Annotated in this window: 20 protein-coding genes, 1 other RNA gene and 1 pseudogene; 18 read left to right on the top strand and 4 right to left on the bottom strand. The window is 69.3% G+C overall.

The window, feature by feature from the left end; all coding sequences use genetic code 11:
• The first annotated feature begins 67 nt into the window (after nt 1–67).
• The gene (gene rsmI / locus ACFQ0E_RS00265; RefSeq protein ID WP_386821692.1) at nt 68–898 is read left to right on the top strand and encodes a 16S rRNA (cytidine(1402)-2'-O)-methyltransferase; all 831 of its coding nucleotides are present in this window, start codon (nt 68–70) and stop codon (nt 896–898) included.
• Nucleotides 899–921: 23 nt separating this feature from the next.
• Here rsmI and ACFQ0E_RS00260 read toward each other — a convergent pair whose 3' ends face one another.
• Complete coding sequence (locus tag ACFQ0E_RS00260) at nt 922–2,778, bottom strand: diguanylate cyclase (protein WP_386821690.1); 1,857 nt, start codon at nt 2,776–2,778, stop codon at nt 922–924.
• Nucleotides 2,779–2,921: 143 nt separating this feature from the next.
• Between ACFQ0E_RS00260 and rnpB the strand changes: the two genes are divergently transcribed.
• Nucleotides 2,922–3,284, top strand: an RNA gene (rnpB, locus tag ACFQ0E_RS00255) — RNase P RNA component class A.
• A gap of 329 nt (nt 3,285–3,613) precedes the next feature.
• On the opposite strand, the gene ACFQ0E_RS00250 is transcribed toward rnpB, so the two are convergent.
• Together ACFQ0E_RS00250 and ACFQ0E_RS00245 are read right to left on the bottom strand one after the other, a co-directional pair.
• Nucleotides 3,614–4,168, bottom strand: coding sequence for an SRPBCC family protein (locus tag ACFQ0E_RS00250; protein WP_386821689.1), 555 nt, complete (start codon nt 4,166–4,168; stop codon nt 3,614–3,616).
• On the bottom strand, nt 4,165–4,533 hold the full coding sequence (locus ACFQ0E_RS00245) for an ArsR/SmtB family transcription factor (protein WP_386821687.1): 369 nt from the start codon (nt 4,531–4,533) through the stop codon (nt 4,165–4,167). The genes ACFQ0E_RS00250 and ACFQ0E_RS00245 overlap by 4 nt, the downstream gene beginning before the upstream one ends.
• Nucleotides 4,534–4,875: 342 nt before the next feature.
• On the opposite strand from ACFQ0E_RS00245, the gene mraZ reads away from it, so the two are divergent.
• The 15 genes and pseudogenes from mraZ (at nt 4,876) to lpxC (ending at nt 22,001) form a co-directional block, all read left to right on the top strand.
• Complete coding sequence (gene mraZ, locus ACFQ0E_RS00240) at nt 4,876–5,322, top strand: division/cell wall cluster transcriptional repressor MraZ (RefSeq protein WP_386821686.1); 447 nt, start codon at nt 4,876–4,878, stop codon at nt 5,320–5,322.
• Nucleotides 5,323–5,375: 53 nt separating this feature from the next.
• Entirely contained in the window at nt 5,376–6,296 is a 921-nt protein-coding gene (gene rsmH, locus ACFQ0E_RS00235) for a 16S rRNA (cytosine(1402)-N(4))-methyltransferase RsmH (protein WP_386821684.1), read from the top strand.
• Nucleotides 6,293–6,559, top strand: a complete 267-nt coding sequence (gene ftsL, locus ACFQ0E_RS00230) for a cell division protein FtsL (RefSeq protein ID WP_386821682.1) — start codon at nt 6,293–6,295, stop codon at nt 6,557–6,559. Before rsmH ends, ftsL begins: the two co-directional genes overlap by 4 nt.
• A 38-nt stretch (nt 6,560–6,597) precedes the next feature.
• Nucleotides 6,598–8,487 carry a peptidoglycan D,D-transpeptidase FtsI family protein gene (locus ACFQ0E_RS00225; RefSeq protein WP_386823980.1) on the top strand — a complete coding sequence of 630 codons (1,890 nt, stop codon included), beginning with the start codon at nt 6,598–6,600 and terminating at the stop codon, nt 8,485–8,487.
• An 8-nt stretch (nt 8,488–8,495) separates the two neighbouring features.
• Complete coding sequence (locus ACFQ0E_RS00220; protein ID WP_386823978.1) at nt 8,496–9,971, top strand: UDP-N-acetylmuramoyl-L-alanyl-D-glutamate--2,6-diaminopimelate ligase; 1,476 nt, start codon at nt 8,496–8,498, stop codon at nt 9,969–9,971.
• On the top strand, nt 9,968–11,401 hold the full coding sequence (locus tag ACFQ0E_RS00215) for a UDP-N-acetylmuramoyl-tripeptide--D-alanyl-D-alanine ligase (protein WP_386821680.1): 1,434 nt from the start codon (nt 9,968–9,970) through the stop codon (nt 11,399–11,401). The genes ACFQ0E_RS00220 and ACFQ0E_RS00215 overlap by 4 nt, the downstream gene beginning before the upstream one ends.
• Nucleotides 11,391–12,488, top strand: coding sequence for a phospho-N-acetylmuramoyl-pentapeptide-transferase (gene mraY / locus ACFQ0E_RS00210; RefSeq protein ID WP_386821679.1), 1,098 nt, complete (start codon nt 11,391–11,393; stop codon nt 12,486–12,488). The genes ACFQ0E_RS00215 and mraY overlap by 11 nt, the downstream gene beginning before the upstream one ends.
• Nucleotides 12,488–13,852 carry a putative lipid II flippase FtsW gene (gene ftsW / locus ACFQ0E_RS00205; protein ID WP_386821677.1) on the top strand — a complete coding sequence of 455 codons (1,365 nt, stop codon included), beginning with the start codon at nt 12,488–12,490 and terminating at the stop codon, nt 13,850–13,852. Before mraY ends, ftsW begins: the two co-directional genes overlap by 1 nt.
• Nucleotides 13,849–14,934: pseudogene (murG, locus tag ACFQ0E_RS00200) on the top strand (undecaprenyldiphospho-muramoylpentapeptide beta-N-acetylglucosaminyltransferase); the annotation flags it as partial. The gene ftsW and the pseudogene murG, both read left to right, overlap by 4 nt.
• 5 nt (nt 14,935–14,939) lie before the next feature.
• Nucleotides 14,940–16,388 carry a UDP-N-acetylmuramate--L-alanine ligase gene (murC, locus tag ACFQ0E_RS00195; protein WP_386821675.1) on the top strand — a complete coding sequence of 483 codons (1,449 nt, stop codon included), beginning with the start codon at nt 14,940–14,942 and terminating at the stop codon, nt 16,386–16,388.
• Nucleotides 16,385–17,362 (top strand): D-alanine--D-alanine ligase, encoded by a 978-nt coding sequence (locus tag ACFQ0E_RS00190; RefSeq protein WP_386821673.1) that lies wholly within the window; start codon nt 16,385–16,387, stop codon nt 17,360–17,362. The genes murC and ACFQ0E_RS00190 overlap by 4 nt, the downstream gene beginning before the upstream one ends.
• Nucleotides 17,359–18,216 carry a cell division protein FtsQ/DivIB gene (locus ACFQ0E_RS00185; protein WP_386821671.1) on the top strand — a complete coding sequence of 286 codons (858 nt, stop codon included), beginning with the start codon at nt 17,359–17,361 and terminating at the stop codon, nt 18,214–18,216. Before ACFQ0E_RS00190 ends, ACFQ0E_RS00185 begins: the two co-directional genes overlap by 4 nt.
• A complete protein-coding gene (ftsA, locus tag ACFQ0E_RS00180; protein ID WP_137850111.1) occupies nt 18,213–19,448 on the top strand; it encodes a cell division protein FtsA in 1,236 nt (411 codons plus the stop codon). Before ACFQ0E_RS00185 ends, ftsA begins: the two co-directional genes overlap by 4 nt.
• Nucleotides 19,449–19,558: 110 nt before the next feature.
• Nucleotides 19,559–20,785 carry a cell division protein FtsZ gene (gene ftsZ / locus ACFQ0E_RS00175; protein WP_137850110.1) on the top strand — a complete coding sequence of 409 codons (1,227 nt, stop codon included), beginning with the start codon at nt 19,559–19,561 and terminating at the stop codon, nt 20,783–20,785.
• Nucleotides 20,786–21,092: 307 nt separating this feature from the next.
• On the top strand, nt 21,093–22,001 hold the full coding sequence (lpxC, locus tag ACFQ0E_RS00170; protein WP_386821670.1) for a UDP-3-O-acyl-N-acetylglucosamine deacetylase: 909 nt from the start codon (nt 21,093–21,095) through the stop codon (nt 21,999–22,001).
• 242 nt (nt 22,002–22,243) lie between these two features.
• On the opposite strand, the gene ACFQ0E_RS00165 is transcribed toward lpxC, so the two are convergent.
• The gene (locus tag ACFQ0E_RS00165) at nt 22,244–22,720 is read right to left on the bottom strand and encodes a DUF721 domain-containing protein (protein ID WP_386821669.1); all 477 of its coding nucleotides are present in this window, start codon (nt 22,718–22,720) and stop codon (nt 22,244–22,246) included.
• A 226-nt stretch (nt 22,721–22,946) separates the two neighbouring features.
• Here ACFQ0E_RS00165 and ACFQ0E_RS00160 point away from each other — a divergent pair, with 226 nt between their 5' ends.
• Entirely contained in the window at nt 22,947–23,822 is an 876-nt protein-coding gene (locus ACFQ0E_RS00160) for a peptidoglycan DD-metalloendopeptidase family protein (protein WP_449284339.1), read from the top strand.
• Nucleotides 23,823–23,873 lie beyond the last annotated feature (51 nt).

The following is a 23,873-nucleotide window of genomic DNA, read 5'->3' as shown; positions in this document are numbered from 1 at the left end:
CCGCTACACCTCGTGGGGAACGGCTAGGATTCTACCGTCCGTCCCCAGCCCGAGCGACCCGCATCCGATGTCACGTCCCAGCCCCGCAGGCACGCTCCATGTCGTCGCCACCCCGATCGGCAACCTGAACGACCTCTCGCCGCGGGCGCTGGAGACCCTGCGCGGCGTCGCCGCGATCTGCGCCGAGGACACCCGCCACACCCGCCAGCTGCTGTCGCACTTCGGCATCGAGCAGTCGCTGGTCGCGCTGCACGAGCACAACGAGTCCGGCATCGCCGAGCGTATCGTCGCCCGGCTGCAGGCTGGCGAGTCGCTGGCCCTGGTCTCCGACGCCGGCACCCCGCTGGTCAGCGACCCCGGCTTCCGCCTGGTCGCCGCCGCGCGCGCCGCCGGCATCCGGGTCAGCCCGGTGCCCGGCCCCTGCGCGCTGGTCGCTGCGCTGAGCGTCGCCGGGCTGCCCAGCGACCGCTTCGCCTTCGAGGGTTTCCTGCCCGCCAAGGCCGGTGCGCGCCGCGAACGCCTGTCGCAGCTCGCCGGCGAAACCCGCACGCTGATCTTCTACGAGTCCTCGCACCGCATCGAGGAGACCCTGGGCGATGCCGCCGCCATCTTCGGCGCGGACCGCCCGGCGGCCATCGCCCGCGAGCTGACCAAGCTGTTCGAGACCGTGCTGTCCGATGGCCTGGGTGCGCTGCATGCGCGCGTCGCCGCCGATCCCGACCAGCGCAAGGGCGAGTTCGTGCTGCTGGTGCAGGGCGTCGCCGACGACATCGAGGCGAAGACCGCCGAAGGCCGCCGCGTCTACGCCCTGCTCAATGCCCACTTGCCGCCCTCGACCGCCGCGAAGCTGGCGGCGGAGATCACCGGCGCGCCGAGGAAGGCGTTGTACGGCAGCTGACGCGCCCGGAGGGGCGCGATTGCTCAGAACTGGTCGTGGCTCGATGCGTCGTCGTGGATGCCATCCGCCAGCACCACCCGGTTCCGTCCTTCCGCCTTCGCCTTGTACAGCGCGCGATCGGCGCGGATCAGCAGCGTGTCGAAGCCGGTGTCGTCCGGCGACAGGCAGGCCACGCCGACCGAGGCGGTCACGACGATGTGCTGGTCGCCGGCGCGCACGCGCACGTCCGCGACCGCCTTGCGCAGGCGTTCGGCCGCGATCTGCACGTGGTCGTTGCCGATGCCCTGCAGCAGCACCGCGAACTCCTCGCCGCCGTAGCGCCCGAGCGTGTCGCTGTCGCGGCAGACCTCGCGCATCGCGGCGGCCACTGCTTTCAGCACCTCGTCGCCGACCGCGTGACCGAAGCGATCGTTGATGCGCTTGAAGTGGTCGATGTCGACCACGGCGATGGCGAAGTGATGGCCGTGCGCCAGCGCACTGGCCACCGCAGCATGCCCGGCCTCGGTGATGTGCCGGCGGCTGTGCACGGCGGTCAGGAAGTCGGTGGCGATGGCGATTTCCATTTCCCTGCCGCGTTCGCGCATCACCCCGGCGTAGCGGCGCTGCTGCCAGTACAGGCCGGCCACGCCGGCGAGGAGGAGCACCACCAGGGCGCTGCCGATGAGCGAATAGCGGAAGCGGTTCTCGCTGACCGTCGCGCGCAGGCGTTCGTTCTCGACCAGGGTTTTCGCCGCAGCCAGTGCCGCCTCGCTCTGCACGAAGCGCAGGCGTTCCTCGAAATCCGCAGCCGCCGATTCGCGTTCGATCCGCGCGACCTCGTCGGTCAGCATCATCAGGCGCGCGGTTGTCTCCGGCAGCTGGTCGGCGCGCACGCCGGCGAGCTGCAGGTCGACGATCTCGCGCACGGCGCGCAGTTCGTCGCGATACAGACGCAGGCCGGCGAAGGCGTCGCGCGCCTTGACGTACTCGGCGTAGGCCAGCTCGCGTGCGCCGCGCATGCGCTGCGCATGGCCGATGGTCTCGAAGCCGAGTCCGCGGATCTGGGTGTTCTCCAGCCCGCCGCCGATCGCACCGATGCGCCGGCCGCGTTCCTCGACGGTGTCGGCATCGCCGAGCACGCGCGCGGCGTTGGCTTCCTCCAGCAGGATCTCGGCGGTGAGCTTGGGATCCTCCACCGCCGGCAGCAGCGGTTCGGCCTGGCGCAGCAGCGCCTGCGCCTCGCGCGCGCGGCCGGTCTCCGAGGCCACCTTCGCCATGTTGCGCAGCAGGCGGATGTGCATTTCCGGCTGCGTGGCCGGCGGCGCATAGGCGAGGCCTTCGCGCGCGTAGCGATACGACTCGTCCAGCTTGCCCAGGCGCGCGCTGATCGACGAATACGCCAGCAGCACGTCGGCCATCAGCGCGTCGTTCTTCTCCGCGCCCAGCCGTTGCCGGGCTTCGGTCAGCAGGCGCGAGGCGTTGCTGAAATCGCCCAGCCGCGACAGCGCACGGCCCAGCGCGATGCGCGAGCGCACCTGCAGGTAGATGCTTTTCGTGCGGTCGGCGGCTTCCATGGCCGTCGAGCCGGCCCGGCGCTGGCAGCTCCAGTCAGCGGTCACGCGGCAGGCATTGGCTTCGGCCAGCGCGAGCTTCGCGCGACCTTCATGGTCTTCCGCATCCAGCGCCGTGCGCGCCGCCGGCAGTTTCCGCAGCACTTCCTGCGGCGAAGTCAGGGCCTCGATTTCGAGCGGATGGCGCGGATCGGGCGCACCCTGCGCGGGCGCGGCGTCTTGGGCGAAGGTGGCCCCGGTGAGCCATGACGCGAGGCAGGCGAGCAGGGCGAGGGCGATGACGTGGATCGGCCGGGTGCGACGGCGGATGGGGTCCCGAGGTGACGGCAAGCAGGCTTCTCGCAGAAGGCGTGGGCAGGCCCGGTGCCGCATCGCTGGCGCCGGCTCGTGGACGACATCCTGTCGGATTGACGGGGCCAGCGTAGCGCATGCGCGCGACGGAAGTGTGATGGACGTGCGACAATGCCTGCGGCAGAGTCGATCAGGCAGTCGCGTCATGCGCAAGCATGCCGAGGAAAGTCCGGGCTCCGCAGGGCACGGTGCCAGGTAACGCCTGGGCGGCGCGAGCCGACGGAAAGTGCAACAGAAAGATACCGCCGATGGCCCGTGGCTCTCGCAGCCGCGTGGATCAGGCAAGGGTGAAATGGTGCGGTAAGAGCGCACCGCGAGTCCGGCAACGGACCGGCACGGCAAACCCCACCGGGAGCAAGGCCAAATAGGGAGACGATGTCGCGGCCCGCGATGTCTCCGGGTAGGCTGCTTGAGCGTATCGGTGACGATGCGCCCAGAGGAATGACTGTCCACGACAGAACCCGGCTTATCGATCGACTCTGCCGCCTCTTTCCGGGCTGTGCCCGGAAAGAGCTCCAAACCTCGCCTTCCGGGCTGTGCCCGGGAAAAGCCCCAAGGTTCGCTGTGCGAACCTCGGGCCCCGCCGCGCACTTCCAGACCCCCGCTCGCGCTGCGCGCGAGCCGCCCCCTGACTCAGGGGGCGAATCACCGCGTTTGCGAGCCACAGGCTCGCGCGGTGATGAGCGCCCGGCCATGGATGGCCGGGCCGGGCGTTCCGTCACTTGCAGTGTCGCGCCATGGATGGCATCGCGACGTTACCTGCGGCGGCACTCTTCTCGAAGCAATTCCGCGACTCGCTCAGTGAAGCACGGCATCAGCCGGCGATCCCCAGCCGCTCCGCGTACTCCGCTTCCAATTGCGTATGCGTGCGCCAGAACGGACGCGCCTCGCGACCGCAGAGCGTGTCGTCGAGGATGCCGAGGTGGGTATGCCAGCCGCCGGCGACGCTGAGCAGTTCGTTCGACCACAGGCGCGTGTGCGTCAGTGTGAGCAGGACCCGGTCGCCCTGTGTTTCCAGCGTGAAGCGCACTTCCGAATCCTCCGCTTCCGGTTCGCCGGGCATGTCGCTCCAGGTGAAGGCCAGCAGGCGCGGCGGGTCGCAGGCGACGATCTGGCCGAACACCTCGCCGCTGTTCTCGTACTCCCGGTATTTCTCCGGCGCCGGGTCGTCGCCGCGCGACAGCTCGGCATTGCGGAAATGCAGTTCGACCTCGCCGCCGGGCGCCAGCGGCATCGGACCGCCGGCCAGCCACAGCGCGCGCTTGGCGGGATCGACCAGATGGGCCCAGACGCGCTCGATCGGCCCGGGCAGGAGGCGTTCGAAGCGGATCGTGTCGGGGGCGACGAGGGTGCCGTGCGCGTTGTTCATGGGCTGTCCTTTTCGGGGTCGAGCGAGGAGGGCGAAGGCCCGTCGGCCTGCAGCAGGGCGTCGAGGGCGTCGAGGCGTTCGGTCCAGAACGCCGAATAGCGGCGCAGCCAGGCGTCGGCTTCGGCCAGCGGCGCGGGCGCGAGCGCACAGCGATGGGTGCGGCCGACGATCGTGCGTTTCAGCAGGCCCGCGCGTTCCAGCGTCCTGATGTGCTTGGAGGCCGCCGCGAGGCTGATCCGGTGCGGCGCTGCCAGCTCCCCGACGCTCCGCTCGCCCTCGCGCAGGCTCGCGAGCATCGCGCGGCGGGTCGGATCGGCCAGGGCGTGGAAGACCTGATCGAGTCGGGTGGCGTGAAGTTCAACCATGTGGCTGAATATCGCCGCATCCGGAACGGACTGTCAACCATCCGGTTGAGCATGGTGGGCCGTCTGTCGGCGAACGTGAGGCGCGTCACGTCGGCTTGCATCAGCGTTCTGCGTCACAGATTCTCAAAATTTGAGACGAAACAGGGGCTTGTGGATAAACCTTGAACCAGTCTCTGAACATTGCTGCAAGTCATTGACCTGCTTGATGAATTTGCGCTCATAAAGTTGTTGACAACCCTGTGGGGCACTCCTAATGTGGCGACTTGTGGGAAAACCGGGTGTTTTGTGGTTTTCCGGTGTTGACCCTCCCGCCCAGCGCGGACAAAGCCGCCCAGAGGTAACGTGTTCCAAGGTGAGACCGCCATCACGATTGACGACAAGGGCCGGCTGGCGATCCCCACCGGCTACCGGGACGTCATCGCGCGCGCCTGCGAGGGCCGGCTGGTCATCACCTACAACCCGTTCGAGGCCGGCTCGCTCTACCTCTACCCGATGCCGGTGTGGGAGCGCGTGCGGGACCAGGTCAACGCCTTGCCGCGTACCAAGAGCGTCAGCCGCAGTCTGCAGCTGAAGCTGGTGGGCGCCGCGACCTTCGTCGAGCCGGACGCCAACGGGCGCATCGGCATCCCGGCGAGCCACCGCAGCGCGGTGGGCATCGAAAGGCGCGCCGTGCTGCTTGGCATGGGCGACAAGTTCGAACTGTGGAGCGAGCAGGCGCACCACGAACAGATCCGCATGACGCTGAGCGATGCGGACCTGGGCGAGGCGATGCTCGATCTGCAGCTGTGACCGCGGGTGGCGCGGGTTCGGTGCCCGCCCACCTGACGGCGCCGAACGGGCAAGTGCTGCATTTGCCCGTGATGTTCGAGCAGGTCATGGACGGGCTGCGGGTTCTGCAGGAAGGAGCGTATCTCGATGGCACGTTCGGCCGTGGCGGTCACGCCCGCGGCGTGCTGCAACGTCTGGGTGCCGGAGGTCGGTTGCTGTTGATGGACAAGGATCCCGAAGCGATCCGTGTCGCCGAACGCGAGTTCGGCACGGACCCGCGCGTCGCGATCCATCGCGGCAGCTTCATCGATCTCGCGACCTGGGGCGAAGCCCAGCGCGGGCTCGATGGCGTGCTGTTCGACCTCGGCGTGTCCTCGCCGCAGCTTGATGTGGCCGAACGCGGTTTCAGCTTCGGCAAGGACGGTCCGCTCGACATGCGCATGGACTGCGAGTCCGGCGAGAGCGCTGCGGAATGGCTGGCCCGCGCGGATGAGCGCGAAATCGCCGACGTGCTGTGGACCTACGGCGAGGAGAAGCAGAGCCGTCGCATCGCGCGCGCCATCGTCGCCCGTCGCGCCGACACGCCGCTGCTGCGCACGGCGCAGCTGGCCGACCTGATCGCCTCGGTCGTGCCGCGCGGCGCGCAGAAGATCCATCCGGCCACCCGCAGCTTCCAGGCCATCCGCATCTACATCAACCGCGAACTCGATGACCTCGAGCGAGGCCTCGATGCCGCGCTGGCCGCGCTGCGCCCGGGCGGGCGGCTGGCCATCATCAGCTTCCACTCGCTGGAAGACCGCATCGTCAAGCAGTTCATGAACCGGTACGCCAAGGCGCCGCCGGCGAACCGCCGCATGCCGATCGAAATCGCGTTCACGCCGACGCTGAAGCTGATCGGCGACGCGCAGAAGGCCACCGAGGCCGAAACCGCCGCCAATCCGCGCGCGCGCAGCGCCGTGCTGCGCGTGGCCGAGAAGATCGGAGGCGCCGCATGAGCCTTCGTTTCATCATCGCGGTCCTCACCCTGGCGTGCGTGGTCTCCGCGATCGGCGTCGTCCACGCGCGTTACCGCCATCGCCAGCTGTTCATCGAGCTCTCGCGCCTGGAGAAGGCGCGCGACGATTTGAACATCGAATTCAGCCGTCTGCAGCTGGAGCAGGCCACCTGGGCGGAAAGCAATCGCATCGACCAGGTGGCGCGCGTACGCCTCGGCATGAAGACGCCGGAGCCGGCGGACATCGTGGTGGTGCGTCCATGAGCGGCGGCATGCGCGGACTCGGCTCGCGGATCGGCGCCATGCGCGATGCCTGGCGTCGTCGCGGCGAGCGCCGGCCGACGCCGCGCGGTCGCGCGCAGTTCGACCTGCGCGGCCGGCTGCTGCTGGTCACCGGTGCGCTGGGGGCCTGCGCGCTGGCCCTGGTCGCGCGCGCGGTCGACCTGCAGCTGGTGCGCAACGAGTTCTACCAGAAGCAGGGCGACGAGCGCTTCCTGCGCGAGATCGAGATCGCCACCTCGCGCGGCATGATCACCGACCGCAACGGCGAGCCGCTGGCGGTGTCGACGCCGGTGGAATCGATCTGGGCCAATCCGCAGGAGCTGCTGAAGACCCCGCAGCACCTGCCCACGCTCGCGGCCGCGCTGGGCGTGGATGCCGAAAGCCTGACCCGCAAGCTGACCCAGCGCGCGGATCGCGAATTCGTCTACCTCAAGCGCCGCATCAACCCGGCCGAGGCGCGCCGCATCCTCGCGCACAACCTGCCGGGCGTGTTCTCGCAGCGCGAATACCGCCGCTTCTACCCGCAGGGCGAGGCCATCGCGCACGTGCTGGGCTTCACCAACATCGACGACCGCGGCCAGGAAGGGCTGGAGCTGGCCTTCGACGAATGGCTGCGCGGCACCGCCGGCATGAAGCGCGTGATCCGCGACCGCCACGGCCGCACCGTGGAGGAAGTCGACCTGGTGCGTGCCGCCCAGCCGGGCAAGACCCTGACCCTGACCATCGACCGCCGCATCCAGTACCTGGCCTATCGCGAGCTGAAGCGCGCGCTGGCCGAAACCGGGGCGGTCAGTGGTTCGGCGGTGGTGCTGGACGTGGCCACCGGCGAAGTGCTGGCGATGGCCAACCTGCCGTCGTTCAATCCGAACGCGGTGAGCAGCGGCAACCGCGATGCGCACCGCAACCGCGCCGTGACCGACCTGATCGAACCGGGCTCGACGGTGAAGCCGCTGACCGTGGCCGCCGGCCTGGAAGCGGGCGTGATCACGCCGACGACCGTGTTCAACACCAATCCCGGCTGGATCGCGAACGGTCGCTACCGCACCACCGACACCCACAACTACGGCGTGCTCGACACCACCGGCGTGATTAAGAAGAGCTCGAACGTGGGCGTGTCGAAGATCGTGCACCTGCTGCCGAACGACGAGTTCCACGCGTTCATGCGCCGCGTGGGCTACGGCCGCAGCACCGGCAGCGGGTTTCCGGGCGAAAGTCCGGGGCTGCTGCTGCCGCCGTCGCGCTGGAGCGGGACCACCAAGCAGACGATGTCCTACGGCTATGGGCTGAGCGCGACGCCGCTGCAGATCGCGCGCACCTACGCGATGCTGGGCAACCATGGCCGCGCGATCACGCCGACCTTCGTCAAGGGCGAAGTCGGCGACACCGAGCAGGTGCTCGATGCGAAGATCGCGGACGAAGTGGTGCGCATGATGCAGACCGTCACCGAGCCCGGCGGCACCGCGACGCAGGCCGCGATCCTCGGCTACCACGTCGCCGGCAAGACCGGTACCGCACGCAAGTCCGAGAAGGGCGGCTATTCGCGGCGTTACGTCTCGTTCTTCGCAGGGCTGGTGCCGGTCGACAATCCGCGCTTCTCGATGGCCGTGGTGATCAACGACCCCGATCCCGCGCGCGGCTACTACGGCGGCATCGTGTCGGCGCCGGTGTTCAAGAACGTCATGGAAGGCGCGCTGCGCCTGATGGACGTGCCGCCGGACGACATCGACACCTGGATCGCCGCACAGCAGAAGGTCGCGTCCACGCGCCCTGCGGCGAAGCTGGCTACGCTGGCGCCCACGGTTGCGCCCGTCGCGCAGCCTGTCGCGACGCCCGCAGCGGCACCGCGCGTCGCGCCTGCGGCGCCGGCACGCCCTGTGCTGCCGCAGGCCATCGATGGAGGTGCGCAATGACGCGCCGCATGTCGCTCGCCGCACTGCTGCCGGATGTCGCCGACGTGCCGGCGCTGGATATCTCCGGCCTGGTGCAGGACAGCCGCGCGATCCGCCCGGGCGATGCGTTCGTCGCGATCGCAGGTTTCGGCGCGCATGGCCTGAAGTTCGTCGCGCAGGCGAAGGCCGCCGGCGCGGCGGTGGTGCTCTTCGAGCCGCCGATGCCGGAAGAATTCGCTTCGTCGAATGACATGGGCATTCCGATGGTCGCAGTGCCGGGCCTGCGCGCGCGCCTCGGCGCGATGGCCGATCGTTTCCATGGCGAAACCACGGCGGCGATGACCACCGTCGGCGTCACCGGGACCAACGGCAAGACTTCGACCGTGCAGTTGCTGGCGCAGGCCTGGACCCTGCAGGGTCGCCGCGCCGGCACCATCGGCACGCTCGGCGCAGGCCTGCACGGTCAAGTCGTGCCGACCGGCTTCACCACGCCGCTGGTGCTGCAGTTGCATGCGCTGCTCGCCGACCTGCGCGATCAGGGCGCGGACGCGGTGGCGATGGAAGTCAGTTCGCACGCGCTCGATCAGGGGCGCGTCGACGGCGTGCATTTCCGCGTGGGCCTGTTCACCAACCTGACCCGCGACCATCTCGATTACCACGGCACGATGGAGCATTACGGTGCGGCGAAGGCGAAGCTCTTCGTGTGGCCGGGCCTCGAATCGGCGGTGGTCAATCTCGACGACGCCTTCGGGCGCGCCTTGCATGCCGGCGTGCGCGCGCACGGCGCGGCGCGCGCGATCGGCGTCAGCTCGCGCGGCGCGGCCGACGCCACCCTGCGCGCCGAGGACATCGTGCCGGATCTCTCTGGCCTGAATTTCACCCTGCGCGTGGACGACCAGGCGCATCCGGTGCGTTCGCCGCTGCTCGGACGCTTCAACGTCGACAACCTGCTGGCCGTCGGCGGCGCGCTGCATGCGCTGGGCGAACCGGCAGCGGTCATCGCCGATCTGCTGTCGCGCCTGCAGCCCGTGCATGGCCGCATGAACCGCCTCGGCGGCGACGGTCGCCTGCCGCTGGTGGTGATCGATTACGCGCACACGCCCGATGCGCTGGAGCAGGCGCTGACCAGCCTGCGTGCGCACGCCGCCACGAAGCTTGTCTGCGTGTTCGGCTGCGGCGGCGACCGCGACACCGGCAAGCGTCCGCAGATGGCGGCGATCGCCGAGCGACTGGCCGATGTGGCCGTGGTGACCGACGACAATCCGCGCACCGAAAGCGGCGACGCGATCGTCGCCGACATCATGGCCGGCTTCGCGAATCCGTCCGCCGCGATCGTCGAGCGCGACCGTGCTGCTGCCATCGCGCGCGCCGTCGCCATGGCCGGCGTGCAGGACATCGTGCTGATCGCGGGCAAGGGACACGAGCCATACCAGGAGATCGACGGCGTGCAGCATCCCTTCGACGACACCGAGACCGCGCGCGCCGCGCTGGAGGTGCGCGCATGAAGCCGATGCCGCTGTCGTCCATCGCGCGTGCCGTGAACGGCCGCCTCGTCGGCGACGACGTGGTCGTCGAATCGCTCGTCACCGACACCCGCCGGCTCGATGGCGCGGCATCCGCCTCGGCGCTGTTCGTCGCCATCAAGGGCGAGAACTTCGACGGGAACGATTACGTCGCGCGTGCCGCCGAGCTGGGTGCGCGCGCCGCGCTGGTCTCGCGCGAGACCCCGGGCCTGGCGATCCCGCAGGTCGTGGTCGCCAACACCGAGCTGGCGCTGGCCCAGCTGGCCATGGCCGTCCAGCGCGCGCGCAGCGTCAAGGTGGTCGCGGTGACCGGCAGCAACGGCAAGACCAGCGTGAAGACGCTGATCGCGACGATCCTCGCCGGTGCCGGCCGCACCTACGCCACACCGGGCAACCGCAACAACGAGATCGGCCTGCCGCTCGCGGTCATCGATGCGCCGGAAGACGCCGAGTTCGCGGTCTACGAGATGGGCACCGGCAAGCCCGGCGACATCGCCTATCTCACCGCGATCGCGCCGCCGGACGTGGCCCTGGTCAACAACGTGGCGCCGGCGCACCTGGAGCGCATGGGCAGCCTGCTGGAGATCGCCAACACCAAGTCGGCGGTGTACGACGACCTGCGCGACGGCGGCGTGGCCGCGATCAACGCCGACGACGCGTTCGCCCCGTATTTCGCCGAACGCGCGCATGGCCATCGCCTGATCCGCTTCGGCCTGGAGGCGAATGCCGACGTCACCGCGCGCGACATCCGCCTCGATGCCGAGGGCTCGCGCTTCGTGCTGGTCACGCCCGAAGGCGAGGCCGAAGTCTCGCTGGCGATGCCGGGCCGCCACAACGTGCTCAACGCGCTGGCGGCGACTGCGCTGGCGATGGGTGCGGGCGTGCCGCTGGCGATCATCGCCGCCGGCATCGACGTCACGCGCCCGGTGCACGGTCGACTGAACACGCATGCGCTGGGCGAGGGCATCACCCTCATCGACGACAGCTACAACGCCAATCCGGGCTCGCTGCACGCGGCCATCGACACCCTGGCCACCGCAGGCGGCGCACGCTGGCTCGTGCTCGGCGACATGCGCGAACTCGGTGACGACGCCGTGGCGCTGCATGCCGAGGTCGGTCGTCGTGCGAAGGCCTCGGGCATCGCCCGGCTGTACACGCTGGGTGCGCTCAGTGCCGCAGCTACCGAAGCCTTCGGCGACGGCGCCGCACATTTCGAGGGCCATGACGCGCTGACTGCGGCGCTGCGCGCGGACATCGCCGCGCGCGCTTCGGCGGCCGAGGGCGCTGCACAGCCGCTTCGCGTGCTGGTGAAGGGGTCGCGCGGCAGCGCGATGGACAGGATCGTGAAAGACATGCTCGCGACCGGCCCGCAGGCCGGCGGCGCGCATGGGGGAGACACTCATGCTGCTTGAACTGACCCGCTGGCTCGAACAACTGCAGAGCCTGTTCGGCCTGTTCGGCTACCTGACCTTCCGCGGCATCCTCGCGGCGCTGACCGCGCTTGGCCTGTCGCTGTGGTGGGGGCCGTACGTGATCGATCGCCTGAAGCTGCTCAAGGGCGGCCAGCCGATCCGCACCGACGGACCGCAGTCGCATTTCTCCAAGGCCGGCACGCCGACCATGGGGGGCGCGCTGATCCTGCTCACCGTGCTCGCGTCGGTGCTGCTGTGGGGCGACCTGCGCAACCGCTACGTCTGGCTGGTGCTGGCGGTGATGGTGGCGTTCGGCTGGATCGGCTGGTGGGACGACTGGATCAAGATCGTCAAGCGCGATCCCAACGGCATGAAGTCGCGGACCAAGTACGCACTGCAGTCGCTGTTCGGCCTCGCCGCCGGCCTGTTCCTGTACTTCACCGCCGACGCGCAGTCGGCGACCACGCTGTACATCCCGTTCTTCAAGAACGTGGCGCTGCCGCTGGTCGGCATCGGCGGCACGATCTTCTTCGTCGGCATCGCCTATTTCTGGATCGTCGGCTTCTCGAATGCGGTGAACCTGACCGACGGCCTCGACGGCCTGGCGATCATGCCGACCGTGCTGGTCGCCTGCGCGCTGGGCGTGTTCGCCTACGCCACCGGCAACGTGAAGTTCGCGACCTACCTGCAGATTCCCATCGTGCCCGGCGCGGGCGAGCTGGTGATCATCTGCGCGGCGATCGCCGGCGCGGGCCTGGGTTTCCTGTGGTTCAACACCTATCCGGCGATGGTGTTCATGGGCGACCTCGGCGCGCTGGCGCTGGGCGCGGTGCTCGGCGCGATCGCGGTGATCGTGCGCCAGGAGCTGGTGCTGGTGCTGATGGGCGGCATCTTCGTCATCGAAACACTGTCGGTGATGATCCAGGTCGCGTCGTTCAAGCTCACCGGCAAACGCGTGTTCCTGATGGCGCCGATCCACCACCACTTCGAGAAGAAGGGCTGGCCGGAGCCGCGCGTCATCGTCCGCTTCTGGATCATCTCGGTGATCCTCGTCCTCGTCGGCCTCGCCACCCTGAAGATCCGTTGATGAGCCACTGGTTCCCGCCCCTGCCACGTTTCGGTCTCGGCCAGCAGGCCACGCGTCTCGACGCGTTGCCCGGCCGCTTCGACCCGTGGCTGCTCGGCGTGGCGTTCGCGCTGGCCGGCATGGGCGTGGTGATGGTCGCCTCCAGCTCGATCGCGATCGGCGAGGGGCTGGACGTCGGTCCGTACTACTTCCTCACCAAGCACCTGATGTTCCTCGCGCTTGGCGCCTGCGTCGCGGGCGTCCTGATGCGCACCGAGCTCAAATCGATCGAGCAGAAGGACCGCCTGCTGCTGGTGCTGTGCTTCGTGCTGCTGCTGCTGGTGTTCGTGCCCGGCATCGGCAAGACCGTCAACGGCGCCAAGCGCTGGCTGAATTTCGGGATCATGGGCTTCCAGGCGGTGGAAGCGGTGAAGCTGATGTACATCATCTGGCTCGCCAGCTATCTCGTCCGCTTCCGCGACGAGGTCAACGCCACCTGGGGCGCGATGTTCAAGCCGCTGGGCGTGGCCGTGGCGCTGGTCGCGCTGCTGATCCTGCAGCCGGATTTCGGTTCGCTGTCGCTGATCCTCGCGATCACCGCCGGCATGCTGGTGCTCGGTGGCGTGCACATGCCGCGCATGTTCGGACCAGTGCTGGTCGGCCTGCCGGTGCTGGCGCTGATCGCGATCGCCGAGCCGTATCGCTGGCGCCGCTTCACCTCGTTCTGGGACCCGTTCGCCGATCCCTTCGGCAGCGGCTACCAGCTGTCGAACGCCCTGATGGCCATCGGCCGCGGCGAATGGTTCGGCGTCGGCCTCGGCGGTTCGGTGCAGAAGCTGTCCTACCTGCCGGAAGCGCACACCGACTTCATTCTCGCGGTCATCGCCGAGGAGCTGGGCTTCGTCGGCGTCTGCCTGGTGATCGCGCTCTATGCCGTGCTCGTCGGTCGCGCCTTCTGGATCGGCCTCAAGTGCGTCGAGATGCGCCGCCATTTCGCTGGCTACTGCGCGTTCGGCATCGCGCTGTGGATGGCGCTGCAGAGCTTCGTGTCGATCGGCGTGAACCTCGGCCTGCTGCCGACCAAGGGCCTGACCTTGCCGCTGATCTCCTCCGGCGGCTCCAGCGTGCTCGGCACCTGCGCCGCGATCGGCCTGCTGCTGCGCATTTCCTACGAGCTGGACCGCGCCGAGCGCCAGGTCGCGCGCCTGCGCGGCGAGGCTGCGCAGGTGTCGGCCGGCATCGAGCCGGGCACGCCGCCGCAGACCGCGCAGCCGCTGCCGTCGACCGCTGCGTCCGCGCTGGGCAGCGTGTCGATCGGAAGCGCGCCGCGTGGCACCAGCCGCCTGCGCGACCGCGTCGAGCCGAGTTTCGGGAGGGGCGCATGAGCACCTCGACCGCACGACATGACGCACCCGTGATGATCCTCGCCGGCGGCACCGGCGGCCACATCTTCCCCGGCCTCGCGCTGGCGGCGGCGCTGCGCGCGCGCGACATCCCGGTGGTGTGGCTCGGCGCCGAAGGCGGCATGGAAACCCGTCTCGTCCCGCAGCACGGCATCGCCATCGAGACCATCGCGATCTCCGGCGTGCGCGGCAAAGGCCTGGGCACGCTGCTGCGCGCCCCGCTGCGCGTGCTGTCGGCGATCCGCAGCGCCCGCGACATCCTGCGCAGGCACCAGCCGCGCGCCGTCGTCAGCTTTGGTGGTTTCGCGGCCGGTCCGGGCGGCATCGCCTCGGTGCTCGCCGGCATTCCGCTGCTGGTGCACGAACAGAACCGCGCGCCGGGCATGACCAACCGCGTGCTCTCGCGCTTCGCGCGCCGCGTACTGACCGGTTTCCCGGATGCGTTCCCGGGCAAGGAAACCGTGGTCGGCAACCCGGTGCGCGAGGTCATCGCGCAGGTGCCGTCGCCGCGCGAACGCTTCGCCGGTCGCGGCGACGACGACATGCGCGTGCTCGTGCTCGGCGGCAGCCAGGGCGCGCGCGCGCTGAACGCGGCGATGCCGTCCGCGCTGCGCCAGCTCGACGGCGCGGGCGTGATCGTCCGTCACCAGTGCGGCGAGCGCATGCGCGAGGAAGCCGAAAAAGCCTATGCCGAGGCCGGCGTCGTCGCATCGGTCGAGCCCTTCATCGCCGACATGGCTGCGGCCTACGCCTGGGCCGATGTGGTGGTCTGCCGCGCCGGTGCGCTGACGCTCGCCGAGCTGTGCTCCGCAGGCGTCGGCAGCGTGCTGGTGCCGCTGCCGACCGCGGTCGACGACCACCAGACCAAGAACGCGCAGTATCTCGCCCAGCGTCGCGCCGCCGTGCTGCTCAAGCAGGACGACGCACTCGCGTCGAAGCTGGCGATGGAGCTGCGCAATTTCATCCTCGATCCCGCGAAGCGGCTGTTCATGGCCGAAGCTGCACGATCGCTCGCCAGGAACGATGCGGCCGACCGCGTCGCAGATGCCGTGCTGCAGGAGGCACGCCCATGATCCGCCGACTGCTCGACACCCAGGACCTGTCCAAGGCCTTTCCCCGCGTCCATTTCGTCGGCATCGGCGGCGCCGGCATGAGCGGCATTGCCGAAGTGCTGTGCACGCTCGGCTACCAGGTCTCCGGTTCCGACAACGCCGACAACGCGACCACGCGCCGTCTCGCCTCGCTGGGCATCACCGTCTGCCGTGGCCACGCCGCCGCCAACGTGCTCGGCGCCGACTGCGTGGTCGTGTCCAGCGCGATCAAGCGCGAGAACCCCGAGTGGATGGAAGCGCGCGCGCAGCGCATCCCGGTGGTGCCGCGCGCGGAGATGCTGGCCGAACTGATGCGTTTCCGTCGCGGCATCGCCATCGCCGGCACGCACGGCAAGACGACGACGACATCGCTGACCGCCAGCGTGCTCGCCGAGGGCGGGCTGGATCCGACCTTCGTGATCGGCGGCCAGCTGCTCGCGGCCGGCGCCAATGCGCGCCTGGGCAGCGGCGACTGGCTGGTGGCCGAGGCCGACGAGAGCGACGGCAGCTTCCTGCGCCTCAATCCGTCGATCGCGGTCGTCACCAACATCGACGCCGACCATCTGGAGAACTACGGCGGCGACTTCGCGCGCGTGCAGGCCGCGTTCTCCGAATTCCTGCACCGCCTGCCGTTCTACGGCCTGGCCGTGCTGTGCATCGACGATCCCGAAGTCGCGATGCTCGCCGCCGACATGCCGCGCCACGTGATCAGCTACGGCTTCGCGCCCGAAGCCGACGTGCGCGCCGAGGATGTCGAGCAGGCCGGCCCGGCGATGCGCTTCACGCTGTGCCTGCCCGACGGCACGCGCACGCCGACGACGCTGGCGCTGCCCGGCCGGCACAACGTGCAGAACGCGCTGGCGGCCGCCACCATCGGCTGGCAGCTCGGCGTGGCACCGGAGACCATCGCGCAGGCGCTGGAGAAGTTCGCCGGCATCGGCCGCCGCTTCAACCTGCTGGCCGAACTGACCACCGCGCAGGGCGCCAAGGTGCAGCTGGTGGACGACTACGGCCACCATCCGAAGGAACTCGAAGCGGTGTTCGAGGCCGCGCGCGGCGGCTGGCCCGATCGCCGGCTGGTGGTCGCGTTCCAGCCGCATCGCTACAGCCGCACGCGTGACCTGTTCGACGACTTCGCCGCCGTGCTGTCGAACGTCGACGCGCTGGTGCTGACCGAGGTCTATCCGGCCGGCGAAGCGCCGATCGCCGGCGCCGACGCCAAATCGCTGGCGCGCAGCATCCGCGCGCGCGGCCGCATCGATCCCGTGGTCGTCGGCGGTGCCGCCGATCTCGCCCAGGTGCTGCCCGACGTGCTTCGCGACGGCGACCTGCTGCTGATGATGGGCGCGGGCGATATCGGCCATGCCGCGCAGCAGATCGCGGCCCACGGCTTCCATCAGGACAACAATGAGGGACACCGGTCGTGAGCATCGCCACGCCATCGCCGCGGTTCACCGATCCGGCCGTGTTCGGCCGCGTTGCCGTGCTCATGGGCGGCACCAGCGCCGAGCGCGAGGTCTCGCTCGATTCCGGTCGCAACGTGCTGGAGGCGCTGCGTGCGCGCGGCGTCGATGCGCACGCGGTCGACGGTATCCCGGCGTTGATCGACGCCCTGCGCGGCAAGCAGTACGACCGCGTCTTCAACATCCTCCACGGCAACAAGGGCGGTGGCGAGGACGGCGTGCTGCAGGGCGCGCTCGAAGCGCTGGGCGTGCCCTACACCGGTTCGAAGGTGCTGGGCAGCGCGCTGAGCATGGACAAGATCCGCACCAAGCAGGTGTGGATCAGCGAAGGCCTGCCGACACCGAAGTTCGTGCGCATCGCTCCGGGCAGCGACCTGCGCGCTGCCGCGGCCTCGCTCGGTCTGCCGGTGTTCGTGAAGCCGTCCTGCGAAGGTTCCAGCGTCGGCGTGTTCCGCATCCTCGCCGACAGCGACCTCGATGCTGCCGAAGCCTTCGCCGCGATCTATGCCGGTGAACTGCTGATGGAGCAGATGGTGCAGGGCGATGAATTCACCGTCGGCATCTTCGGTGATCTCGCGCTGCCGTCGATCCGCATCGTGCCCGCCGGAGAATGGTACGATTACCACGCCAAGTACATCGCCGACGACACGCAGTACCTGTGTCCCGGCCTCGAAGGCGACGACGAGACGACCATCCGCGACCTTGCGCTGCGCGCCTTCCGCGCCGCCGGTTGCAGCAGCTGGGGCCGCGTCGACGTGATGCGCGACCGCCGCCACGGCTTCCAGCTCATCGAGATCAACACCGCACCGGGCATGACCAGCCACTCGCTGGTGCCCAAGGCCGCGCGCCAGATCGGCATCGATTTCGAAACGCTCTGCTGGATGGTCCTGGAAACCTCGGTCGACACCGCTGCGGGTCCGGAGGTGGGCGCACGATGAACGCCTTCCTGCGACTCGTCGCGTGGCTGCTGGCGCTGGCACTGGTGACGCTGCCGGTGGTGGCGGTCATCCAGGGCTGGGTCGGCGCCGAGCGCTGGCCGCTGCGCACGCTGCGCGTGGTCGGCGACCTCGAGCGCGTCGATGCCGCGCGGCTGCGTGCGACGGTCATGCCCTATGCGCATCGCGGTTTCTTCGCGGTGCGCCTGGAGGACGCGCAGGCGGCGGTCGCGAAGCTGCCGTGGGTCGAGTCGGCGGAAGTGCGCAAGCAGTGGCCCGACGTGCTGATCGTGCGTGTCGAGGAACACCGGCCGTTCGCGTGGTGGGGCGAGGACCAGCTGCTGTCGGAGCGCGGTCGATTCTTTCCCTCCGCCGACGTGGCCGTGCCGAAGGGCTTGCCGCGTTTCGAAGGTCCGGTGTCGCGCAGCAGTGACCTCGTGGCCCTGTACAACGAGGCCCGCGCGCTGTTCGCGCCGATGGGCATCGACGTGCAGGCGCTGCGTCTCGACGCACGCGGCAGCTGGTCGATGACCCTGTCCAACGGTGCGGAACTGCTGCTCGGTCGCGACGATGCGCGCTTGCGCCTGGCGCGGTTCGCACGTTTGCTGCCGCAGTTGCAGGCGCAGGACCCGCGCACGCTGGCACGCGCCGACCTGCGCTACACCAACGGTTTCGCGCTGACCTGGCGCGAGGCCGACGCCCCTGGCAAGACGATCGGCACGCCCGCATCGGCCGTGCCCGGCGTCGAGCCGAATGCAGCACCCCAACAGGCGAATCCGGCCGGCAACACCGCCCGGGTCGCCCATCTCAAGACATTCCCGATGTTCCATTTCCGATCCACGGCCCTGCCCACATGAACCGCAAAGGCGACAAATCGCTCATCGTCGGCCTCGACATCGGCACCTCGAAAGTGGTGGCGCTGGTGGGCGAGTACGCGCCGGGCAACCCGATCGAAGTCATCGGCATCGGCACGCACGAATCGCGCGGGCTCAAGCGCGGCGTGGTCGTGGATATCGAGTCGACCGTGCAGTCGATCCAGCGCGCGATCGAGGAAGCCGAGCTGATGGCCGGCTGCGAGATCCGCTCGGTCTACGCCTCGATCTCCGGCAACCACGTGCAGTGCCGCAACTCGCCGGGCATCGTGCCGATCCGCGATGGTGAGGTCAGCTACATGGACCTCGACCGCGTGCTGGAAGCTGCCAAGGCCGTGGCCATTCCGGCCGACCAGAAGATCCTGCACGCGATCCCGCGCGACTACGTGCTCGACGATTCGCAGGAAGGCATCCGCAACCCGGTCGGCATGACCGGCGTGCGCCTGGAAGTGCACGCGCACCTGGTGGTGTGCGCGCAGTCGGCGGCGGCGAACATCAGCAAGTGCGTGCAGCGCTGCGGCCTGCAGGTGGACGACCTGATCTTCTCTTCGCTGGCCTCCAGCACCGCGGTGCTGACCAGCGACGAGCGCGAGCTGGGCGTGGTGCTGGTCGACATCGGCGCGGGCACGACCGACATCGCGGTGTTCGTGCACGGCGCGATCTGCCACACCGCGTCGTTGCCGATCGCCGGCGACCACGTCACCAACGACATCGCGCACATGCTGCGCACGCCGACGCCGGAAGCCGAGCAGATCAAGGTCCGCTACGCCTGCGCGCTGGCCCAGCTGGCGACGGCGGAGGAAAGCATCCAGGTGCCCAGCGTCGGCGATCGTCCGCCGCGCCGCCTGCCGCGCCACGCGCTGGCGCAGGCGGTGCAGGGGCGCTACGAGGAAATCTTCGAGATGGTGCAGGCCGAACTGCGCCGCTCGGGCTTCGAGGAGCTGGTGCGCGCCGGCATGGTGCTCACCGGCGGCGCCTCGAAGATGGAAGGGGTGGTCGAACTGGCCGAGGAAATGCTGCAGATGCCGGTACGCGTCGGCATCCCGCAGCACGTCAGCGGCCTGGGCGAAGTGGTCGGCAACCCGGTGCACGCCACCGGCGTGGGCCTGCTGCTGATGGGCAGCCAGATCGAGCATCCGCGTCGTCCGGTGATCCCGGCCGGCCGTGCGCTCGGGGTGTTCAACAAGCTCAGGAACTGGTTCAAGGGCGAGTTTTGACGATGCGATCCATGGACGACGGCAGATGCCCGGGACGGGTGCACGTGAAATGCGGCAGCGATCCAACAGACAACAACAGCGATACCAAATAAATAGACGAGGACACGGACATGGCATATTTCGAACTGGTCGAAAAGATGGCCCCGAATGCGGTCATCAAGGTCGTTGGCGTGGGCGGTGGCGGCGGCAACGCCGTGGCGCACATGGTCAACGGCTGCATCGAAGGCGTTGAGTTCATCACCGCGAACACCGATTCGCAGGCGATCAAGAACTGCGGCGCCAAGCTCCAGCTGCAGCTGGGCAGCAACGTCACCAAGGGTCTGGGCGCGGGCGCGAATCCGGAAGTCGGTCGCCAGGCCGCGCTGGAAGACCGCGAGCGCATCATGGACGCGCTGCAGGGCGCCGACATGGTGTTCATCACCGCCGGCATGGGCGGCGGCACCGGCACCGGCGCCGCGCCGGTCGTCGCGCAGCTCGCCAAGGAGATGGGCATCCTCACCGTGGCGGTGGTCACCAAGCCGTTCCCGTTCGAGGGCCGTCGCCGCATGCAGGTCGCGCTCAAGGGCATCGAGGAGCTGTCGCAGCACTGCGACTCGCTGATCACGATCCCGAACGAGAAGCTGATCACCGTGCTCGGCCGCAACGCGACGATGATCCAGGCGTTCCGCGCCGCCAACGACGTGCTGCAGGGCGCGGTGCAGGGCATCGCCGACCTGATCGTGCGTCCCGGCCTGATCAACGTCGACTTCGCCGACGTGCGCACCGTCATGTCCGAAATGGGCCTGGCGATGATGGGCACCGGCACCGCGCGCGGCGACGATCGCGCGCAGGCCGCGGCCGAGGGCGCGATCAACAATCCGCTGCTCGACGACGTGAACCTGGCCGGCGCCAACGGCATCTTGGTCAACATCACCGCCGGCCCGGACTTCACCATGGCCGAGTTCGACGAAGTGGGCCGCACGATCGAGAACTTCGCGTCGGAAGACGCGACGGTCGTGATCGGCACCGTGCTCGATCCGGACATGCAGGACGAGGTCAAGGTGACCGTGGTCGCCACCGGCCTGAACCGCGCCGTCTCGCGCCAGGCCGTACGCGACCGCGACGAGGGCCACGTGCCGGCGCGCCGTCCGCAGGTGCAGCTGATCAACACCCAGGGCCGTCGCGACGGCACCACCGGGATGATGATCGACGAGCCGGCGGCGTTCACCCCGGGCGCGGGCATCGCCGCCAACCTGCGTGGTCGCGGCAGCGATGCCTCGACCCCGGCCGCCGCCGATTTCGGCAGCGACAGCAGCTACCTCGACATCCCGGCCTTCCTCCGCCGCCAGGCGGACTGACCGCCCGTCGCTCCAACGGGGAATGCCGGGTCCGCCATGGCCCGGCGCCGCCCCGCATCGTGTCCTTTACCCGCCGGGTCGTCCGGCCCGGCGGGCTTTTCTCCTCTCCTCCGGCGAGCCCGGAAGGCGGTCGTTGCAGGCCCGCCGTTGCAGGCCCGGAACGGTCCATCCCTTCCGTTCAGGTTCAGCCTGACGCGTGCTAATCTGCCTCCCCACTCGACTGGCGAGTGCTCCCGGCCGCATGGATTCGCGCATCGTTCCCGGCACGATCCCCGCACAACGCCCCCCGCACACGATCACATCGCCCATGGCCCAGCAACGCACCCTGCAGAACATGATCCGCGCCACCGGCGTGGGCCTGCACAGTGGCGACAAGGTCTTCCTGACCCTGCGCCCGGCCCCGGTCGACACCGGCATCGTGTTCCGTCGCGTCGACCTGGACCCCGTCGTCGAAATCCCCGCACGCGCCGACCTGGTCACCGAGACCATGCTCTGCACCGGCCTCACCCGCGAGGGTGGCAAGGCGATGACCGTCGAACACTTGATGTCCGCGCTCGCGGGTCTGGGCGTCGACAATCTCTATGTCGAGCTGTCGGCCCCCGAAGTGCCGATCATGGACGGCTCGTCCGGTCCGTTCGTGTTCCTGCTGCAGTCCGCCGGCATCGTGGAGCAGAACGCTCCGAAGCGCTTCATCCGCATCCTCGAAACGGTGGAAGTGCGCGATGGCGACAAGGTCGCCCGCTTCGAGCCCTACGACGGCTTCCGCCTCGGTTTCACCGTCGAATTCAATCATCCGGCCATTCCCGCGTCGCGTTCGCGCGCGGTGGTCGAGTTCTCCACCGAGAACTACATCCGCGAAGTCAGCCGCGCGCGCACCTTCGGTTTCATGCGCGATCTCGAATTCATGCGCGAGCGCAACCTCGGCCTCGGCGGCTCGATGGACAACGCGATCGTGCTCGATGAGTTCCGCGTGCTGAACGACGACGGCCTGCGCTACGCCGACGAGTTCGTCCGCCACAAGATCCTCGATGCCGTCGGCGACCTGTACCTGGCCGGCCATCCGATCCTCGGCGCCTACGAAGGCTTCAAGTCCGGCCACGCCCTCAACAACAAGCTGGTCCGCGCCCTGCTGGCGGCCACGTCGGCCTGGGACATCGTCACCTTCGACGACCGGACCCCGGTCCCGGTGGTCTACGGCGCCCTCCAGCCGGCCTGATCCTCCGGCCCGCATCCCATCCGCTTTCGAGTCCTGAGCGGTCCTTCGACCGGCGGCCGTCCGGTCATGCATTTCGCCCGTCGCGATCAGTCAACTTGCCTGATCCGTGAACTTGCGCGCGATTTTTAACGAAATCCGAACGAAAAGGCCCCGGCTTCTTAACCCCTGGCCGGCTTCCGGCCAGTAGGATGCGTCCTTCGCGTCCGCCGGACGCCCCTGTACGGGGTGGTCGACGGATGGACTCAGGACGAGTCCTGCTTCGACGGATCCTCGTCGCGGCCAGCGAGCGCGGCCGCGAACGCTTCACGCGCGGCTGCCGAGAGTGGGGGAACCGAGTGGCTGTTCGACGTCCCGACGGCGGGTGCGCGCATCGCGTGCGGGCCGGTTGCGATCTTGACCACCAGTTCGGTCACTTCCAGTCCGATGGACCGGGCCACTTCGAGGACGTCGGTCGCCGCAAGCCGCAGCTTGGCATGCCAGACCGGCGCATCCACCAGGTAGACGAGTCGTCCGCGGTTGATGTTCGCCAGGCGCGCATGCGCGGCGACGCCAGGCGGAAGACCCGGACGCAGTTGCAGATCCAACGCTTCGAGCCACATCGCCCGCCGCAGGAACAGTTTGCCCGGGTCATTGGCGTCGCCGTCGAGCAAGGCATCGGCGGCGATCTTCGGGCCCGCAGGGCGGGACGGGGGAGGAGGGTTGGATCGAGAACGGGACATGGGCCGCATGACTGTACACAGCTTCGAAGAAAATACGCAGCACCGGACGGACGCCGATGATCAGTCGCAGGCGCAGGGCGCCGCGCATCCGCACCGCCCGCCGGCGCTGCTGCTCGCACAGCACCACATGCGCGTCGCCGCGCACACGCTCGCACGGGGCTGCACCACCAGCGCGCGCCGCATCGGGGCCTTCCTCGTCGAGACCGGACATCGCGGCCGGATCGCGATGCAGGCCCGCCCGGGCATGGCCGCGATCGCCCTGGTGACCATCGGTGTGGGCTTGGGGGCGATCGGCGATGGCCTGGTCCGCGACCTGCACCACGATCGCCTGAAAGTGGCGGTGCAGGAGCAGGAACGCACCCTGGAGGCCACCCGCCGCGAGGCGCAGCGCGAAGTGAACGCGCTCGCTGCGCGCATGGCCGAACTGCAGGCCGAAGCCAATCGCCTGAACGCGCTCGGCGAACGGCTGACCCGCGCCGCCCAGCTCGGCGACGGCGAATTCGATTTCGACAAGCCGGTGGGCATCGGTGGCGCCGGCCCGGTCAGCGACATGCAGGCTCGCGCGCTGCGCGACGGCATGAGCGGCCTGGATGCCCAGCTCCGCCATTCCGGCAACCAGCTGTCCGTGCTGGAGGCCCTGCTGTTCAACCGCGAGCTGGACAGGAGCAGCCTGCCGACCGGCCTGCCGATCCAGCAGAGCTACATCACCTCGAACTTCGGCTATCGCGCGGACCCCCTGGGCGGCGGCAGCCAGTTCCACAAGGGCGTCGATTTCGAGGCCAACACCGGCGATCCGGTGCTGACCGTCGCCGATGGCGTCGTCACCTACTCGGGCGTGCGCTCGGGCTACGGCAACGTGATCGAGGTCGACCACGGCAACGGCTACGTGACCCGCTACGCCCACAATTCGCGGCTGACCCGTCAGGTCGGCGATCTGGTCCGTCGCGGCGAGGAAGTGGCCAAGGCCGGTTCGACCGGGCGTTCGACCGGCGCCCACGTCCATTTCGAGGTCTGGGAGAACGGCGTGGTGGTGAATCCCGCGCAATTCCTGGGCCAGGCCGGCGCGCCCGTGGCCGGCGGCAAGGTCGTCACCCGGGGCTGAGACAGGCGCCACCCCGGGGGCTTGATACCTCGGGGCGGCGGCACCAAGTAC

The organism is Lysobacter brunescens, from assembly GCF_042677005.1.
Taxonomy (GTDB): Bacteria; Pseudomonadota; Gammaproteobacteria; order Xanthomonadales; family Xanthomonadaceae; genus Lysobacter_I; species Lysobacter_I brunescens.
Note: the sequence above shows the minus strand (reverse complement) of the source record. Positions and strands in the feature narration are given on the sequence as shown.

Excerpts from the sequence above, each read along its gene's own strand:
- rsmI (WP_386821692.1), top strand. The coding sequence starts at position 68 with ATGTCACGTCCCAGCCCCGCAGGCACGCTCCATGTCGTCGCCACCCCG.
- ACFQ0E_RS00250 (WP_386821689.1), bottom strand. The coding sequence starts at position 4,168 with ATGAACAACGCGCACGGCACCCTCGTCGCCCCCGACACGATCCGCTTC.
- ACFQ0E_RS00245 (WP_386821687.1), bottom strand. The coding sequence starts at position 4,533 with ATGGTTGAACTTCACGCCACCCGACTCGATCAGGTCTTCCACGCCCTG.
- ftsL (WP_386821682.1), top strand. The coding sequence starts at position 6,293 with ATGAGCCTTCGTTTCATCATCGCGGTCCTCACCCTGGCGTGCGTGGTC.
- ACFQ0E_RS00225 (WP_386823980.1), top strand. The coding sequence starts at position 6,598 with ATGCGCGATGCCTGGCGTCGTCGCGGCGAGCGCCGGCCGACGCCGCGC.
- ACFQ0E_RS00220 (WP_386823978.1), top strand. The coding sequence starts at position 8,496 with ATGTCGCTCGCCGCACTGCTGCCGGATGTCGCCGACGTGCCGGCGCTG.
- ACFQ0E_RS00215 (WP_386821680.1), top strand. The coding sequence starts at position 9,968 with ATGAAGCCGATGCCGCTGTCGTCCATCGCGCGTGCCGTGAACGGCCGC.
- mraY (WP_386821679.1), top strand. The coding sequence starts at position 11,391 with ATGCTGCTTGAACTGACCCGCTGGCTCGAACAACTGCAGAGCCTGTTC.
- ftsW (WP_386821677.1), top strand. The coding sequence starts at position 12,488 with ATGAGCCACTGGTTCCCGCCCCTGCCACGTTTCGGTCTCGGCCAGCAG.
- murC (WP_386821675.1), top strand. The coding sequence starts at position 14,940 with ATGATCCGCCGACTGCTCGACACCCAGGACCTGTCCAAGGCCTTTCCC.
- ACFQ0E_RS00185 (WP_386821671.1), top strand. The coding sequence starts at position 17,359 with ATGAACGCCTTCCTGCGACTCGTCGCGTGGCTGCTGGCGCTGGCACTG.
- ftsA (WP_137850111.1), top strand. The coding sequence starts at position 18,213 with ATGAACCGCAAAGGCGACAAATCGCTCATCGTCGGCCTCGACATCGGC.
- ftsZ (WP_137850110.1), top strand. The coding sequence starts at position 19,559 with ATGGCATATTTCGAACTGGTCGAAAAGATGGCCCCGAATGCGGTCATC.
- lpxC (WP_386821670.1), top strand. The coding sequence starts at position 21,093 with ATGGCCCAGCAACGCACCCTGCAGAACATGATCCGCGCCACCGGCGTG.
- ACFQ0E_RS00165 (WP_386821669.1), bottom strand. The coding sequence starts at position 22,720 with ATGTCCCGTTCTCGATCCAACCCTCCTCCCCCGTCCCGCCCTGCGGGC.
- ACFQ0E_RS00160 (WP_449284339.1), top strand. The coding sequence starts at position 22,947 with ATGCAGGCCCGCCCGGGCATGGCCGCGATCGCCCTGGTGACCATCGGT.